The sequence below is a fragment of the Clavibacter michiganensis genome, assembly GCF_002151125.1.
Lineage (GTDB): Bacteria > Actinomycetota > Actinomycetes > Actinomycetales > Microbacteriaceae > Clavibacter > Clavibacter michiganensis_C.
In genome coordinates this window covers 1-15326 of record NZ_MDJZ01000018.1, presented here as the reverse complement: position 1 = coordinate 15326, position 15326 = coordinate 1, and the positions used below count along the sequence as shown (strand labels likewise).

14 protein-coding genes are annotated in these 15326 nt (G+C 73.1%); 3 read left to right on the top strand and 11 right to left on the bottom strand.

Features of this window, described 5'->3' with window-relative positions:
• Positions 1-13 precede the first annotated feature (13 nt).
• Complete coding sequence (locus tag BFL37_RS14260; protein WP_086515764.1) at positions 14-388, top strand: hypothetical protein; 375 nt, start codon at positions 14-16, stop codon at positions 386-388.
• A 53-nt stretch (positions 389-441) separates the two neighbouring features.
• On the opposite strand, the gene BFL37_RS14255 is transcribed toward BFL37_RS14260, so the two are convergent.
• The 8 genes from BFL37_RS14255 to BFL37_RS14220 all read right to left on the bottom strand — a co-directional run bounded on the left by BFL37_RS14255 (position 442) and on the right by BFL37_RS14220 (position 10142).
• The gene (locus tag BFL37_RS14255) at positions 442-750 is read right to left on the bottom strand and encodes an ATP-dependent DNA ligase (protein WP_086515763.1); all 309 of its coding nucleotides are present in this window, start codon (positions 748-750) and stop codon (positions 442-444) included.
• Positions 751-752: 2 nt separating this feature from the next.
• Positions 753-1106 carry a hypothetical protein gene (locus BFL37_RS14250; RefSeq protein ID WP_086515762.1) on the bottom strand — a complete coding sequence of 118 codons (354 nt, stop codon included), beginning with the start codon at positions 1104-1106 and terminating at the stop codon, positions 753-755.
• Positions 1107-1184: 78 nt separating this feature from the next.
• Positions 1185-2135, bottom strand: coding sequence for a 3-hydroxyacyl-CoA dehydrogenase family protein (locus tag BFL37_RS14245; protein ID WP_086515761.1), 951 nt, complete (start codon positions 2133-2135; stop codon positions 1185-1187).
• Positions 2132-3109, bottom strand: a complete 978-nt coding sequence (locus BFL37_RS14240; protein WP_086515760.1) for a sugar phosphate isomerase/epimerase family protein — start codon at positions 3107-3109, stop codon at positions 2132-2134. The genes BFL37_RS14245 and BFL37_RS14240 overlap by 4 nt, the downstream gene beginning before the upstream one ends.
• A gap of 94 nt (positions 3110-3203) precedes the next feature.
• Positions 3204-3695, bottom strand: a complete 492-nt coding sequence (locus BFL37_RS14235; protein WP_086515759.1) for a GNAT family N-acetyltransferase — start codon at positions 3693-3695, stop codon at positions 3204-3206.
• 30 nt (positions 3696-3725) lie between these two features.
• Entirely contained in the window at positions 3726-4256 is a 531-nt protein-coding gene (locus BFL37_RS14230) for a GNAT family N-acetyltransferase (RefSeq protein ID WP_241534103.1), read from the bottom strand.
• 89 nt (positions 4257-4345) lie between these two features.
• Positions 4346-6568, bottom strand: a complete 2223-nt coding sequence (locus tag BFL37_RS14225) for a DEAD/DEAH box helicase (RefSeq protein ID WP_086515758.1) — start codon at positions 6566-6568, stop codon at positions 4346-4348.
• Between the two features lie 319 nt (positions 6569-6887).
• Positions 6888-10142: an efflux RND transporter permease subunit gene (locus BFL37_RS14220; protein ID WP_086515799.1), complete on the bottom strand. Its 3255-nt coding sequence runs from the start codon at positions 10140-10142 to the stop codon at positions 6888-6890.
• A 188-nt stretch (positions 10143-10330) separates the two neighbouring features.
• On the opposite strand from BFL37_RS14220, the gene BFL37_RS14215 reads away from it, so the two are divergent.
• Together BFL37_RS14215 and BFL37_RS14210 are read left to right on the top strand one after the other, a co-directional pair.
• Positions 10331-10729 carry a DUF2256 and DUF3253 domain-containing protein gene (locus tag BFL37_RS14215; RefSeq protein ID WP_086515757.1) on the top strand — a complete coding sequence of 133 codons (399 nt, stop codon included), beginning with the start codon at positions 10331-10333 and terminating at the stop codon, positions 10727-10729.
• A gap of 17 nt (positions 10730-10746) precedes the next feature.
• A complete protein-coding gene (locus BFL37_RS14210) occupies positions 10747-11145 on the top strand; it encodes a hypothetical protein (protein WP_086515756.1) in 399 nt (132 codons plus the stop codon).
• On the opposite strand, the gene BFL37_RS14205 is transcribed toward BFL37_RS14210, so the two are convergent.
• The 3 genes from BFL37_RS14205 to BFL37_RS14195 form a co-directional block, all read right to left on the bottom strand.
• Positions 11142-12200: an FUSC family protein gene (locus tag BFL37_RS14205; RefSeq protein WP_086515755.1), complete on the bottom strand. Its 1059-nt coding sequence runs from the start codon at positions 12198-12200 to the stop codon at positions 11142-11144. The two genes, BFL37_RS14210 and BFL37_RS14205, sit on opposite strands and share 4 nt — an antisense overlap.
• Before the next feature lie 126 nt (positions 12201-12326).
• The gene (glgX, locus tag BFL37_RS14200) at positions 12327-14408 is read right to left on the bottom strand and encodes a glycogen debranching protein GlgX (RefSeq protein ID WP_086515754.1); all 2082 of its coding nucleotides are present in this window, start codon (positions 14406-14408) and stop codon (positions 12327-12329) included.
• Between the two features lie 110 nt (positions 14409-14518).
• Positions 14519-15326: trypsin-like serine peptidase (locus BFL37_RS14195; RefSeq protein ID WP_143331617.1), on the bottom strand; the 808-nt coding region annotated here is incomplete at its 5' end.

Sequence of the window (15326 nt, the reverse complement as noted above, 5' to 3'; positions counted from 1 at the left end):
GTCAGGGGACGACATGCCCGCAGGCCCCGAACGCCACATCCGCCGCCGGTCGATGACCCGGCTCGACGTGGAGCTCATCGTCGCCGTCGCCTGGAACGACGAGGGCGCCCGACGCGGGCTGCTGCCCCTCGCCTGGCACATCGGCGAGGGCGAATACCTCCACTTCCTCGGCGACGCCGACGGGTACGCCGTGGAGCGCCGCCAGGAGATCGTGGAGGCCTGGATCGCCGACATCGGGCTGGCCGACGACGTGCAGCTCCTCAGCGATCCGCTGCGGCGGCGCGGGCAGGACATGGTCTGGTCCGGGGACGTGGGCGGCATCGGGGTCGAGTTCCACTACCCCGACGCGAGCCCGCCGGCGCCCGAGCCGGGGGCCCGCTCGGTCTGAGGGCCCGGATCCCCGCGCGTTCCCGCTCGACGTCGGAGGGGAGGGGGACGGGGTCAGCCGCCGGGGCGGGGCTCCGGGATGACGCGCAGCCCCGACGGGGAGTTCGCGAGCGTGACGAGCGCCTCCACCCAGAGCCGGTTGAGCTCCGGCGGCCGCCCGCCGAGGAAGTCGAACTGCAGCGGGATCGTCGGGTGCATCCAGACGGTGGTGTTGCCGCTCCCCGCGGCGACCGTGTAGTCCCAGGAGAACGCGAAGCTCTCCGCGCGACGGAGCTTGGCGAGGATGACGACCTTGAGGTGCGCGAGCACGCGGTCGTCGAAGTCGACGGCGATCGACGGGGTGCCGTAGATGAGCTTGCCCATGGTCAGTCCCGCTCCGCCTCGTCGATGTCGGCCATGATCCTGTCGATCTCCGCGGCGCGGTCGGCGGCCTCGGGCCCGACCTCGACCCCTGCGGAGATGCCGACCGGGGGGAGGTCCGGCACGGGGAACCGGTCGGACTCCTTGTCCGAGATGCCGCCGACGTCGGCCACGTCGAACTGGCTGGCGGGGCTGAGCAGGAGGGTGTGGACGGACGTGTCCCCGTTCATCTCGAGGACGGTGATGTCGACGGTGACGCTGTTCTCCGCGTCGGCGACCGAGGTCGTGTAGTCGAGGAGCGCCTTGGTGATGGCGTCGCTGGTCACGATGGACCCGCCGCTGAACGTGATGCGCTTCATGCGTCGACCCTAGGCTCATCGGCGGACGGCCGACGCCCTGGCCCTGCGGGGCGGGCGCCGTCAGGTGGGCGCCGCGGCCTAGATCGGCGCCGGCCCCAGATCGTCCATCAGCTGCTTGATCGCCACGTACGCCTTGTTGCGGTACGCGACGAGCGCCTCGGTGCGCTCGGCCGGCACGTCGAGGTAGCCGGATCCGGTCTTGGTGCCGTACTCCCCCGCGTCCACGTGCGCCTGGAGCGACGCCGGGGTCGCGAAGCGCTCGGGCCAGCGGGTCTGCAGCGATGCGTAGCAGAAGGCGTAGACGTCGAGGCCGGCCATGTCGGCGATCGCGAACGGGCCGAACACCGGGAGGCGGAAGCCGAACGTGGTGCGGACGATCGTGTCGATGTCCTCGGGGGTCGCGATGCCCTCCTCCACGATCTGCGTCGCCTCGTGGAAGAGCGCGTACTGCAGGCGGTTGAGCACGAAGCCGGTGGAGTCCGTGACGCGCGCGGTCTCCTTGCCCGTAGCCGCGACGATCTCCTCGGCCATCGCGATCGCGGACTCCTGGGTGCCGGCGTGCGGGATCAGCTCCACGCCCGGGATGAACGGCGCCGGGTTCGAGAAGTGCACGCCGAGGAACCGCTCGGGGTTCGTGACGGCCTCGGCGAGCGAGCCGATGAGGATGGTGGAGGTGTTGGATCCGATGACCGCGTCGGGACGCGCTGCCGCCGAGATCCGCGCGAGCGTCGCGTGCTTGATCTCGAGCTTCTCGGGCACTGCCTCCTCGATGAAGTCGGCGTCGGCGACGGCCTCCTCGATGGACGCGGCGGGCGTCACGGCCGCGCGGATCCGCTCCACGGCGTCGGCGGGGAACAGCCCGTCCGCGACGAACCGCTCGGCCTCGGCGATGAGGCGCGCGTGGTTCTGGACGGCGATCTCCTCCGAGATGTCGGCGATGCGCACGCGCGCGCCCGCGAGCGCGAGCACCTGCGCGATGCCGCCGCCCATGTAGCCGGATCCGACGATGGCGATGCTGCGTGCGTTCATGATGCCTCTCCCTGTGCGTCGCGCGTCTGCGGCAGCAGCGTGCGGATGTAGTCGCGGTTCTCCGCGCAGACGCCGAGGCTGTCGCCGCCGTACTGCTCGGTGAGGATGATCCCGTCGAAGCCGAGCTCGACCGCGTCGCGGATCACCTGCCGGTAGTCGATGAGGCCGGCCCTCATGGTCGTGGGCACGCTGGTCGCCCAGCTGCCGTCGGCGGCCTCGTCGCGCATGTAGTTCTTCACGTGCCAGTAGTTCGCGTACGGCAGCGTCTTCGCGTACAGCTCGCGCCAGCTCTCGACCGGGCGGTGCAGGCGGATGAGGTTCGCGACGTCCGGGTTGAGGCCGACGTTGTCGAGGCCGATCTCCTCCACGAGCCGCACGGCGCTGTCCGCGGTGCCGAGGTAGGTGTCCTCGTACATCTCGAGCGCCATGCGCAGGCCGAGCTGGGCGGCGTGCCGGCCGAGCTCGCGGAGGCGCGTGACGGCGGCGTCCCACACCTCGGGGTCGTCGGGGTCCTTCGGGCCCTCGGCGGTCCAGAACCACAGCGCCTTCCGCTGCGCGTCGCTGAACGGCTGGTGCAGCCCGGTGGAGAAGACGTCCATGCCCATCTCGGCGATCGCGTCGATGGTGCGGTGCGCGTAGGCGAGGTTCTTCTCCTCGTGGCCCGGCATGATCACGCTCTGCCGCTGCAGGTGCACCGACGGGATCCCCACGCCGTGGCCCCGCGCGATGGAGACGAGCTCGTCGCGGCGGGAGGGCTCGAGGTCGGCCGGGCGGACGTGGCTGTCGGCGAGCTCGGCGAGCGTGAAGCCCTCGCGCGCGATGTCGGCGAACATGCGGTCCCAGACGGCCGGATCCGCGTCGTGCAGCGCGGTCCCGTCGCGGCCGACGGTGGCGAAGGAGTGCAGGCAGGTGGCGATGGGCCAGTCCTCGGCAGTGAACGCCGGGGCGGGGTGGGTCGCGGGTGTGTCCGGCATGCTGCTCCATCGCGGTCGTCGGGTCCCGGATGCCCGGGATCCAGATCCTATAGGAAATAGGGTCTGGGCCGCGATGGGGAGCGGCGGTCGCGGATCAGCGCAGCGGCAGGTGCATCACGTGCAGCCCGACGAGCCCCTCCTCCGCGTCGTCGAAGGCCTCGGGCACCGTGCCGATGATCCGGAACCCGAGCGACTCCCACAGGTGCACGGCGGCGCGGTTCGTCTCGACGACGGCGTTGAACTGGATCGCGCGGTAGCCCTCCGCGCGCGCCCACGCGATCACGTGCTCGCCCAGCGCGCGGCCGATGCCGCGGCCGGCGTGCGCGGGATCCACGAGGAAGGATCCGGTGGCGACGTGCGCCCCGCGGCCGGGGCGGTTGGGCCCGGCCTTCGCGGATCCGAGGACCGTGCCGTCGTCGTCCACCGCCACGAAGGTGCGACCCGGCGCCTCCGCCATCCAGTCCAGCCGCGCCTCCTCGAGCGACTGCCCGGCCGGGAGCGCGTAGGTGCGGCCGGCGTCGACGATCGCGCGATAGAAGGGGTGGATCAGGGGCCAGTCGGCATCGACGGCGGGGCGGATCAGCATGCGGTCGAGCGTATCGAGGGACGGCCGCGCTCAGCCGACCGGGTCGTCCGCCAGCCGCTGGAACAGCGCATGGTCCTGCCACTCCCCCGCGATGCGCAGGTAGCGGGGCGCGAGCCCGTAGCGGGTGAAGCCCGCGCGGGCGAGGACGGCCTGCGACGCGGCGTTGTGGAGGAGCGTGCCGGCCTCCACCCGGTGCAGCCCGAGGTCGCCGAACGCGAGATCCACCGTCTGGCGCACGGCCTGGGTGGCGAGCCCGCGGCCGGTGCGGTCCGCCGCGAGCCAGTACCCCACGGAGCACGACTGCGCCGCGCCCCGGACGATGGTGTTCAGGTTGATCCGGCCGGCCACGCCTCCGTCGTCGTCGAGGATGGCGAGCGGCACGCCCAGCCCGCGTGCGTGCTGCGCGAGCGCCGCCTCGAGGTCGGCGCGCTGGCCGGCCGGGGTGTCGTGGTCCGCGTCCCGGATCGGCTCCCACGGCGCGAGGGACGCACGGCTCCGGAGGCGCAGGTCGGAGAGGGCGGGGGCGTCGTCGAGCCTCAGCAGGCGGATCCGGTCGGGCACGGCATCGAGGATGCCAGCCCGGCCGGCCGGTACGACGACGGCGGCCCCACCCGCGAGGGGTGGGACGGCCGTCGGGTCGTGCGTGGGCGCTAGGCGCGCGCGAGGTCCGCGATGACGCGGTCGCCGGCGGCGGCCATGACCGTGGTCGCCTTGATCTCGGCGCGACCCAGGAGGTCGTCCATGCGACGGCGGCGGGCCTTCGTGATCAGCGTCACGACGGTGCCCTGCTTGCCCGCGCGGCCCGTGCGGCCGGCGCGGTGGAGGTAGCTCTTGTACTCGTCCGGCGCGTCGGCCTGGATGACCAGCCCGATGTCGTCGACGTGGATGCCGCGGGCGGCGACGTCGGTCGCGACGAGGACGCGGACCTTGCCGCTCGTGAGGAGCTGCAGGTTGCGCGTGCGGCGCGCCTGGTTGAGGTCGCCGTGCAGCGACGTGGCGGGGATGCCGGCGTCCTCGAGCTGGTCGGCGAGCTGCTCGGCGAACGCGCGGGTGCGGGCGAAGATCAGCGTCTTGCCCTCGCCCGAGCTGAGCTGCTCGATGATCGCGGCCTTGTCCCGCTGCTCGATGAGGAGCACGCGGTGGTCGATGGTCGACGACGCCTGGTCCTCGCCCGCGACCTCGTGGACGCTGGGCGACGGCAGGAACTCGTTGACGAGCGTCGCGACGCCCTTGTCGAGCGTGGCGGAGAAGAGCAGGCGCTGGCCGTCCTTCTTCACCTGGCGGAGGATCCGCTGCACGGGCTCGAGGAAGCCGAGGTCGCACATGTGATCGGCCTCGTCGAGGACGGTCACGACGATCTCGGAGAGGTCGAGGCGGCCCTGGTCGATGAGGTCCTCGAGGCGGCCGGGGGTCGCGATGAGGATGTCGACGCCGCGCTGCAGCGCACCCACCTGCTTGAACTGCGGCACGCCGCCGAAGATCGTGGTGGTGAACAGGCCGACCGAGCGGGCGATGGGCTGCACCGTGCGGTCGATCTGCATGGCGAGCTCGCGCGTCGGGGCGAGGATCAGCGCGCGGGGCTTGCGGCCCATCTTGCGGTTCTTCGCGCCGTCGTTCTCGAGCAGGCGCTCCACGAGGGGCGCGCCGAAGGCGATGGTCTTGCCGGATCCGGTGCGGCCGCGGCCGAGCACGTCGCGACCCGCGAGCACGTCGGGGATCGTGGCGGCCTGGATCGGGAACGGGCTCGCCGCGCCCAGCTCCTCGAGCACGCGGACGATGTTCTGGCCGAGGCCGAGGGCCGCGAAGGTCACGCCGTCGACGTCCTTGGCCGTGGTGGCCTGGGCCTCGAGGCGCTCGAGCACGACGTCCTCGGCGGGAGCGTGACGTGGGGCGCCCTCCTTGCTCGGGTAGAAGTCGCTGTCGCGCTTGGGGCGGGCGTCGTCGTAGGACGGGCGCTCGTTGCGCTGGGGGCGGTCACCGTAGGACGGACGCTCCGAGCGCTGCGGGCGGTCGCCGTACGACGGACGCTCGGACCGCTGCGGGCGGTCGCCGTAGGACGGACGCTCGGCGCGAGCCGGGCGGTCGTTGTACGAGGGACGCTCGGTGCGAGCGCTCCGGTCGGTGTACGACGGGCGCTCCGTGCGGGCGTTCCGGTCGTTGTACGACGGGCGCTCGGTGCGAGCGGGACGGTCGTTGTATGCCGGGCGCTCGGTGCGAGCCGGGCGGTCGTTGTACGCGGGACGCTCGGCTCGCTGGCCGCGGTCGCCGTACGACGGACGCTCGGCGCGGTCGTTGTACGACGGACGCTCCGAACGGGCCGGACGGTCGTTGTACGACGGACGCTCCGACCGCTGCGGACGGTCGTTCCCGTACGACGGCCGGTCGTTGCGCGGCGCGCGGTCGTTGTACGCGGGGCGCTCGGAGCGCTCGCCGCCTCGGTCGGGACGCGCGTTGCCGTAGGACGGGCGCTCGGAGCGCTGGCCGCGCTCGGCACCGTACGAGGGACGCTCGCTGCGCTGGCCGCGGTCGTTCCCGCCGCCGTAGGAGGGGCGCTCGCCGCGCTGCGGGCGGGCATCGCCGCGCTCAGGGCGCTGGCCGGCGCGGTTGGGACGGTCGCCGTACGCGGGACGCTCGCCGCGACCGGCGGGGCGCTCGGCGCGGGGCTCCCAGTTGGGGCGGTCGCCGCCGCGCGCGGGGCGCGCTGCGCCGCCGCGCTGGGGGCGGTCGTCCTGGCCGGAGCGCTGGGCGCGCTCGTCGGCGTTCCAGCGCTGCTTCTTGGGCGCGGGCTCGGAGTTGTAGCCGCGGTGGTTCGGGCTGCGGGATCCCGCGGGGGCGCGCTTGGCGCCGCGCGGGGAGTCGTTGTTGTAGGGCATGAGGGATTCCTCGTTCTGCTCGAGTGCATGACAATGCTCATGTGCGAAGCAGCGCGCTACAGGATCAGGGTGCGCAGAGCTGCTCTCAACCCGGGCAGTCGTCGACCGGGGGCCGTGTCATCGCGTGACGTACCCCTCTGCGGAACGAGAGGGGGAAACCGGCCCACCTGACTGACAAATCCATCCGCCCGGATGGATGGTCCGGTAGCGGTGTCAAGAGCCGACTGGAGAACACTACCGGACGACGCCCCCGGGCACCAGGGCACGACCTCGCCCGGGCGCGCCACGCGGCGCCCCCGGGCGGGGTCGGGAGACGGGATCAGCCCGCCGTGCCGGCCTCCGACGTCGGCGCGGACTCGCCCGTCGGCAGCCCGCGCTCGGCCCGGCGCCGCTCGCCCCGCGCCCGGATCCGCAGCCCGGCGCGCTCCACGAGCGAGTACAGCGACGGCAGCACGAGCAGCGTGAGCACCGTCGACGACAGCAGGCCGCCGATCACGACGATGGCGAGCGGCTGCGAGATGAACCCGCCGTGCCCCGTGAGCCCGACCGCGAGCGGCAGCAGCGCGAAGATCGTCGCGAGCGCCGTCATGAGGATGGGCCGGAGCCTGCGCCCCGCGCCCTGCAGGATCGCGTCGCGCAGCTCCATCCCGCGCGTCCGGTACTGGTTCACGAGGTCGATGAGCACGATCGCGTTGGTCACCACGATGCCCACGAGCATCAGCAGGCCGATGATCGAGGCGACGCCCAGCGGGATCCCCGTCACGACCTGCAGCAGCACCGCGCCGGTCGCCGCGAACGGCACCGAGACGAGCAGCACGAGCGGCTGGATGAGGCTGCGGAACGTCGCCACCATGATGATGTAGACGATCAGGATCGCCGCCAGCACCGCGAGCCCGAGCTGCCCGAACGCGTCGGACTGCTGCGACGCGACGCCGCCGAGCGACGCCTGCGCGCCGGCCGGGAGCTGCACGTCGGCGACCGCCTGCGACACCTCGGACGACGCGAAGCCCACGTCGTCGCTGCCCGGCGTCGCGCTCACGGTGGCGCTGCGGAAGCCGCCCGTGGTCGTGACGCTGGCGGGGCCTTCGGTGACCTCGACGGTCGCGAGGTCGCTGAGCGGCACGAGGCCGCGCGCGGTCGGGATCCGGAAGTCGCGCAGCCCCTGCAGGCTCTGCGCGGCGTCGGGGTCCTGGATGTAGATGGACAGCGTCTTCTCGTCGATGACGACCTGGCCGACCGCGGCCGGCAGCCGGCTCGCGGTCACGATGCCGCCCACGGCCTGCTCGCTGAGCCCCGCGGCCGCGGCCCTCGCCCGGTCGACGTTCACCGCGATGTACGGCTGCGTCTCGGAGAGGTTGCTCGTGGCCTGCTCGATGGACGGGATGTCCTGCACGGCGGCGAGGATCGCGTCGGCCGAGGCCTTCAGGTCGTCGGCGTCGTTCGCGGTGATCTGCACCTCGATGTCGCTCGAGGAGAACCCGCCGGACGCCGCCGCGAGCGACACCTCGCCCACGTCGGTGAGGCCGTCGACCGCGGAGCGCACGCGCTCGCGGATGGCGTCCTGGTCGGCGTCCGCGTCGGTGGTGAGCGCGAACGTGATCCCGCCGCCGCCCCCGAAGGCCGAGGTGAGCGACGTGCTGTCGGAGCCGATCGAGGTCTGCACCGTGTCGACGCCCTCGACGCCGATGAGCGCCTGCTCGACCTGCGTCGCGGCCGTGTCCTGCGCCTCGAGGCTCGTGTCGCTCGGCAGCTGCTGCGAGACGGTGAGCGTGTTCTGCCCGCTGTCGCCCAGGAAGTTGGTCTTCATGCTCGGGATGAGCGCGACCGTGCCGCCGAGCACGAGGATCGCGAGGATCAGCGTGACCGCCGAGTGCTTCAGGGTCCAGGCGAGGACGGGCAGGTAGCCGCGCTGGAGGCCCGTGGGCGTGCCGATCCCCTCGCCCCCGTCGTGGGCCGCGTGGGATCCGCGGGCCCGGCGGCCGGTGACCTTCCGGTCGTCGACGGGTCCGGCGCCCGCGGCGTGCGCGCCCGTGCGCGCCCGCTCGGTCTCGGCCGACGCGGACGCGGCGGCCTTGCGGCGGGCCCGGCGCGACTCCCCCTCCGGCCGCAGGAACCAGTACGCGAGCACGGGCACGATCGTCAGCGAGACGAACAGCGACGCGGCGAGCGCGATGGTCACCGTGAGCGCGAAGGGCCGGAACAGCTCCCCCGTGATGTCGCCGACGAGCGCGATCGGCACGAACACGGCGACGGTCGTGGCGGTCGACGCGGTGACGGCGCCCGCGACCTCGCGCACGGCCGCCTGGATCGCCGTCATCCGGTCCGCCGTGAACGACAGGTGCCGCTTGATGTTCTCGATCACCACGATCGAGTCGTCGACCACGCGCCCGACGGAGATCGTGAGCGCGCCGAGCGTGATGATGTTGAGCGAGTAGCCCGAGGCGAGCATGCCGATGAAGGTGATGAGCACGGACGCGGGGATCGAGATCGCGGTCACGATGGTGGACCGGATCGACAGCAGGAACACGAGGATCACGAGCACCGCGAAGACGAGGCCGAGCAGGCCCTCGGTGGTGAGGCTCGAGATCGACTGCTCGATGAAGGGCGCCTGGTCGAAGACGACGGTGAACTCCGTGCCGTTCCCGAGGTCCTCCGACAGCTGCGGCAGGAGCTGGGTGACGAGCTGCGACACGTCGACCGTGTTGCCCGCCGGCGTCTTGGTGACGGCGATGGTGAGCGACGGCTGGCCGTCGACGCGCGAGATGCCGGTGGTCGGGTCCTGGCCGAGCTCGACCGTGGCGACGTCGCCGATGGTCAGCTCGCGCCCGCCCGCCGCGCCCAGGAGCGGCAGAGCGGCGAGGTCGTCGGTGGATCCGAGGCGCGTGCCCGACTGGACGGACAGCGTGGTGCCGTCCTCGGTCACCGAGCCCGCGGGCAGCAGCGAGCCGTTGGCGTCGAGCGCGTCGCGGATCGCCTGGTTGCTGAGGCCGGCGGCCTGCACCTCGGCGGGATCCGGCGTGATGACCACGCGCTGCCCCACGGTCCCGAGCAGGCTCGCGTCGCGCACGCCCTCGAGCTGGCGGATGTCCGACAGCGCCGAGCGCTCGAGCGCGGCCGTGAGCTCCTCGGGGCTGAGGTCGCTCGTGACGGCGATCTGGATCACCGGCAGGTCGTCGATGCTGCCCGCGATCACCACGGGGTCGATGCCGTCGGGCAGAGTGGTGCGGATCCGGTTGATGGCCTGGTCGATCTTCTGCTCGGCCGTCGCGAGGTCGGTGCCGTACGTGAACGACGCGGAGATGACGGACGAGTCGGTGCGCGAGGTCGCGGTGGAGGACTCCAGTCCCGGCACCGCCTGGATCGCGCGCTCGATGGGCGTCGACACGTCGGAGTCGACGACCGTGGGCGACGCCCCCGGGTAGGCCGTGACGACCGCGAGCTGCGGGAACGACACCGACGGGATGAGCTCCTGCTTGAGCGTCGTCAGCGCGATGCCGCCGAACACCCCGATGACGATCGTGATGAGCGCGATCAGCGCCCGGTTGCGGAGGCTGAAGACGGAGAGGAGATGCAGGGGGTGCTCCTTGGGAGATGCGGGCCGCGGGGGCGGCGGTCGCTCGGACCGCTGATCGCCCGCACCGGGAACCCGCCCCGTGGGGGCAGTATCGCACCCGCCGTCGGGAAATCCCCGCTCGCGACGGGTTTTCGAACGGCGCGCCGTGCGCCCGCCCGATGCCCGGCCCCGCGGAGCATGCTGGAGGGATGGCGCACCGGGCATCGACGACGAGCGATCGGGTCCCCGAGCCCAAGACCTGCGTCTCGTGCGGTCGCACCATCGAGTGGCGGCGCAAGTGGGAGCGGGACTGGGACCAGGTCCGCTACTGCAGCGACGCGTGCCGGCGCCGTGGCGTCACCGACGTCGACGCGGCGCTCGAGCGGCGGATCCTCGACCTCCTCGCCCACCGTGCGGGCGGCGCCACCATCTGCCCGTCCGAGGCGGCGCGCGCCGAGTCGCCCGACGGCTGGCGCGAGCTCATGGAGCCGGCCCGCCGCGCGGCCCGGCGGCTCGTGGACGCGGGCGAGGTGGAGATCACCCAGAAGGGGTCGGTCGTCGATCCCTCCACCGCCCGCGGGCCCATCCGCATCCGCCGTCGTCGCTGACGAGGCACACTAGGGGGATGCATCGACCGACCCTGACCGTCCTGGCCGCCATCGCGAGCGCGGTGCTCCTGTCCGGATGCGGGGTCCAGTCGCAGTTCGAGACGCCCTCGACCGCCATCTACGCCACCACGGCGGAGGCCCAGGAGGCGCTCGGCGGGTCGATGCCGACGTGGATCCCGGAGGACGGCACCCTCATCCGCACCAAGTCGGAGGCGAAGGAGGGCGCCATCGTCGCCGTCCAGACCGGGCAGGCCGCGCCCGCCCCCGGCGGGTGCACCGACCTGCAGATGCCGACCATCGAGGACACCTGGTGGCCGCCGGAGATCGACCCCGCGACGGTCACCTGCGCCGACGGCTGGAACGTCTTCGGCGCGAACGGCCGCATCTACGGCTGGAGCGCCACGCCCCTCGGCTAGTCCGCGACGGGCCTCCGCCGACGCCCGGCCGCGCGCGCCCGCAGCACGAGGATCACGACCACGCCGACGCCTGCGCCCACGACCGTGTCGACCACCCGGTCCGTCACGAGCGGCAGCACGGGCAGCGCCCGGCCGAGGCTCCCCATCACGAGCGCGAGCGGCGTGATGAAGACGAGCGCCAGCCCGTAGTGCCTCCCGACCGCGAGCTCGGCCGCGAACTGGCAGGCCACGGCCACCGCGATCACGGCCGCCGCGGGCAGGTGCAGCGCGAGGATCCCCGCGGCCACCACCGACCCGGCCAGCGTCCCCAGCACCCGGTGCGCCACGCGCGTGAACGACAGCGGCCCGCGCACCACCGGCAGCACGGCGACGAGCGTCACGACCGCCCAGTAGTGGTGCCCGAGCCCGAGCGCCACCGCGATCGCGCCGGCGACGAGCGCCCCGACGACGTTCGCGACCACGGCCGTCCACGCGGCGGGGTCGCGGTGCACGGCGGCGTCGCGCACGGGGATCCGCGGGAGCGCGCGGAAGCGGTGCGCGTGCGCGTCGGGCGTCCAGCGGCGGAGCAGCCAGCCCGACATGCAGACGCCCGCCGAGAACAGGATCGCGGCAACGGCGGTCACGAGCGCGTCGCGCGCCTGCGCCGGATCCACCGGCACGGCCGCGCACACCACCAGCCCGAACACGGGGAACAGCGGATGCGGCGGCACCAGGCTCATCGCCGTCGACACGAGCGACGCCCCGCCCAGCACCACGACGAGCCCCACGGCCTCGAACGCGAGCGGCGCGTCGGCGAGCGACAGCAGCACGCCGGTCGAGATCGCGACGAGCATCATCGCCGCTCCCGCGCCGACGCTCGCGAGCCGGAGCCGGTACCGCTCGTTCCGTCCGTAGAGCCCGGTGAACGCGCCGAACGACGCGTAGAGCGCGAGGTCCAGGCGGTCGATCGCGAGCAGCACCACCAGCGGCACGAGCAGCCCGACGCTCGCGCGCATCGCGGCCTCGAGGTCGAGGCTCCGGGTCGACGGCGGCCGCGGGGAGGGCGATGACGTCACACGGGGTCCGATCTCCCCGCGAGCGGAAACGGGGCGTTCCCACGGTACGCCCGCCCGGCCGCACCCCCGGACGCGACGACGCGCCCCCGGTCTCCCGGGGGCGCGTCGGTCGATCTCGCCGTGCGGCTAGGAGCGCGCGGCCCGCAGCACGGTGAACGAGCGGTCGCGAACGAGGATGCTCGTCGCGTCCTCGGTCACGTTCTGCTCGGAGTCGGACGAGATGGCGAGGTGCCACGAGACGCCGAGCCCCTCGGGCAGCTGGAACTCCACGGGACCCTCGGCCGCGTTGAACGCGACGAAGAACGCGTCGCTGTCCGCCCCCTTCATGATCACGCCGATGCTGAACGCGTTCGGGTCCGTCCAGTCCTCCGGCGCCAGCGTCGCGCCGTCGGCACGGATGAAGCGCACGGCCTCCTCGGCGCCCTCGACGTCGTCGCCGCGGAACCAGATGGGACGCAGCGCCCGGTTGCCGCGGCGCAGGCGGATCAGCTTCCGCGTGAAGTCCTGCAGCTCGCGGTCCGCGTTCTCCCAGTCGAACCAGGAGATCTCGTCGTCCTGGCAGTAGGCGTTGTTGTTGCCGCCCTGCGTGCGCGCGATCTCGTCGCCGCCGAGCACCATCGGGATGCCCGACGACAGCAGCAGCGTGCCGAGCATGTTGCGGCGCTGGCGGTCGCGGATCGCGTTGACCTCGGGGTCGTCCGTCGGGCCCTCGACTCCGGCGTTGGAGGAGCGGTTGTCGCTCTCGCCGTCGTTGTTGTCCTCGCCGTTGGCCTCGTTGTGCTTCTCGTCGTACGAGGTGAGGTCCGCGAGCGTGAAGCCGTCGTGCGCCGTGATGAAGTTCACGCTGCACAGCGGCGAGCGGCGGCCGGACTCGTACACGTCCGGGCTGCCGGTGATCCGCTGGGCCAGCGCCCCGAGCACGTTCTGCCCGCTGTGCCAGAAGTCGCGCACGTCGTCGCGGAACTTCCCGTTCCACTCCGACCAGTCCGCGGGGAAGCCGCCGACCTGGTACCCGGCGGTGTCCCACGGCTCGGCGATCATCTTCACGGGCGCGAGCACCGGGTCCTGGTGGATGAGGGTGAGGAACGCGCTGTGGATCTCCGCGTCGCCGTCCTGGCGCGTGAGCGTCGTGGCGAGGTCGAAGCGGAAGCCGTCGACGTGCATCTCCTCGACCCAGTAGCGGAGCGAGTCCATGATCAGCGCGAGCGCGGCCGGGTGGCCGACGTTCAGGCTGTTGCCGGTGCCGGTGGTGTCGAAGTACGACGCCTCGTCGCCCTCGACGAGCCGGTAGTAGGAGGCGTTGTCGATGCCCTTGAGCGACAGCGACGGGCCCATGTGGTTGCCTTCGGCGGTGTGGTTGTAGACCACGTCGAGGATCACCTCGAGGCCGGCGGCGTGCAGCGCCTTCACCATCTCCTTGAACTCGGCGACCTGCTGCCCGCCGTCGCCCGCGGAGCTGTAGTCGGAGTACGGCGCGAGGAAGCCGATGGAGTTGTAGCCCCAGTAGTTGCGGAGGCCCTTCTCCTCGAGGTGCGAGTCCTGCATGAAGTGGTGCACCGGCAGGAGCTCGACGCTCGTGATGCCGAGGTCGGTGAGGTACTCGATGGCGCTGGGGTGCGCGAGGCCCGCGTACGTGCCGCGGATCTCCTCGGGCACGGACTCCATCCGCTCGGTGAAGCCCTTGACGTGGACCTCGTAGATGACGGTCTCGTCCGACGCCGTGCGCGGGGCCTCGTCGTCCTCCCAGTCGAAGCGGCGGTCCGCGACGACGGAGCGGGGCATGGAGGCGGCGGAGTCGGCCTCGTTGATGGCGGACGGATCCGCGAAGGTGTGCGCGAAGACGTCCTCGCCCCAGGTGGGGTGGCCCTCGATGGCGATCGCGTAGGGGTCGAGGAGGAGCTTGGCGGGGTTGTGGCGGAGGCCGCGGGCGGGATCCCACTCGCCGTGGACGCGGAGGCCGTAGCGGGTGCCGATGCCGGCGCCCTCTACGAGGCCGTGGAACACGTGGCCGGTGCGCTCGGAGAGGCGCGTGCGGGACTCGGTGCCGTCGTCGTCGAAGACGCACACCTCCACCGCCTCGGCGGTCTCGGAGTACACGGCGACGTTGAGGCCGCTGGGCAGGCCGCCGTCGCGGGCGACGACGGTCGCGCCGAGCGGGTACGGGCGGCTGATGTAGGAGCGGCTGATGGGAGGGAGGTCGATGGTCACCGGTTCAGTATGCTCGCGCCCGCGCAACTCCTTCGTGCACGAAAGGCGATCCCCAGGCAACGGTCCGAGACCGGCGCCCGCCGGACACCGGACCGCCGCCCGGGCGACCGCTACCGCCCGTGCAGCGAGGCGAGCGCGCGCTCGGCGTCGGCGCCCCACGTCGCGAGGAGCACGCCGCGCCCCGCGGAGGGACGCGCGACGACCGCCCGCTGCTCGCCCGCGGCCGTGACGACCGGGGATCCCGCGGCGCCCGTGCCCAGCGCGCACGGCAGGGACGTCTGGCCGCCCGTGTCGTGCTGCGGACGGCCCGCGCAAGCCTCGAGCGCGGCGGTCGCGGATCCGGCGGCCGGGTACCCGAGGATGGCCAGCCGCGGCGCGGGCCCGGTCACCGGCACCAGGGTGCTGCCGAACACGGGCTCCGCGGCGCCGACCTCCGCGCCGAGCACCTCGCCGGCCGGACCGCTCACGCGCGCGAAGCCGGCGTCGTCGGAGGCGCGGCCGGTGGCCGTCCACGCGGCGGAGACCGCCGAGATCCGGACCGGCCAGATGTCGTGCGGGGCGGTCGCACCCTGCGCGCCGGGCACGAAGGTCGCGAGGGTGGAGGCGGCGTGCGTCCGCCGGTCGACCAGGCAGTGGGCGGCGGTCGCGATGGCGTCGCCGTCGGGCGTGGACACGACGCTCGCCGTGCAGGCGCGGTCGCGTCCCCCGTCGACGTAGAAGAGGACGCCGACGAACGGCTGGTCGGGGTGCGGGACGGGCGACGAGGCCGGGGAGCCGTCGCCGGTGGACTGCGGGGAGGCGACCGCGGACGAGGCGACCGCCGACGCCGTCGCGGGGCTGGCCGCCAGGGCGGCGGCGCGGCGCTCGGCGGTCCAGTGCGCGGCGGCCCGGGTGCGGTCCGCGGGGCCGGGCATATTC

Excerpts from the sequence above, each read along its gene's own strand:
- BFL37_RS14255 (WP_086515763.1), bottom strand. The coding sequence starts at position 750 with ATGGGCAAGCTCATCTACGGCACCCCGTCGATCGCCGTCGACTTCGAC.
- BFL37_RS14235 (WP_086515759.1), bottom strand. The coding sequence starts at position 3,695 with ATGCTGATCCGCCCCGCCGTCGATGCCGACTGGCCCCTGATCCACCCC.
- BFL37_RS14215 (WP_086515757.1), top strand. The coding sequence starts at position 10,331 with ATGGCGCACCGGGCATCGACGACGAGCGATCGGGTCCCCGAGCCCAAG.
- BFL37_RS14225 (WP_086515758.1), bottom strand. The coding sequence starts at position 6,568 with ATGCCCTACAACAACGACTCCCCGCGCGGCGCCAAGCGCGCCCCCGCG.
- BFL37_RS14210 (WP_086515756.1), top strand. The coding sequence starts at position 10,747 with ATGCATCGACCGACCCTGACCGTCCTGGCCGCCATCGCGAGCGCGGTG.
- BFL37_RS14260 (WP_086515764.1), top strand. The coding sequence starts at position 14 with ATGCCCGCAGGCCCCGAACGCCACATCCGCCGCCGGTCGATGACCCGG.
- BFL37_RS14250 (WP_086515762.1), bottom strand. The coding sequence starts at position 1,106 with ATGAAGCGCATCACGTTCAGCGGCGGGTCCATCGTGACCAGCGACGCC.
- BFL37_RS14240 (WP_086515760.1), bottom strand. The coding sequence starts at position 3,109 with ATGCCGGACACACCCGCGACCCACCCCGCCCCGGCGTTCACTGCCGAG.
- BFL37_RS14245 (WP_086515761.1), bottom strand. The coding sequence starts at position 2,135 with ATGAACGCACGCAGCATCGCCATCGTCGGATCCGGCTACATGGGCGGC.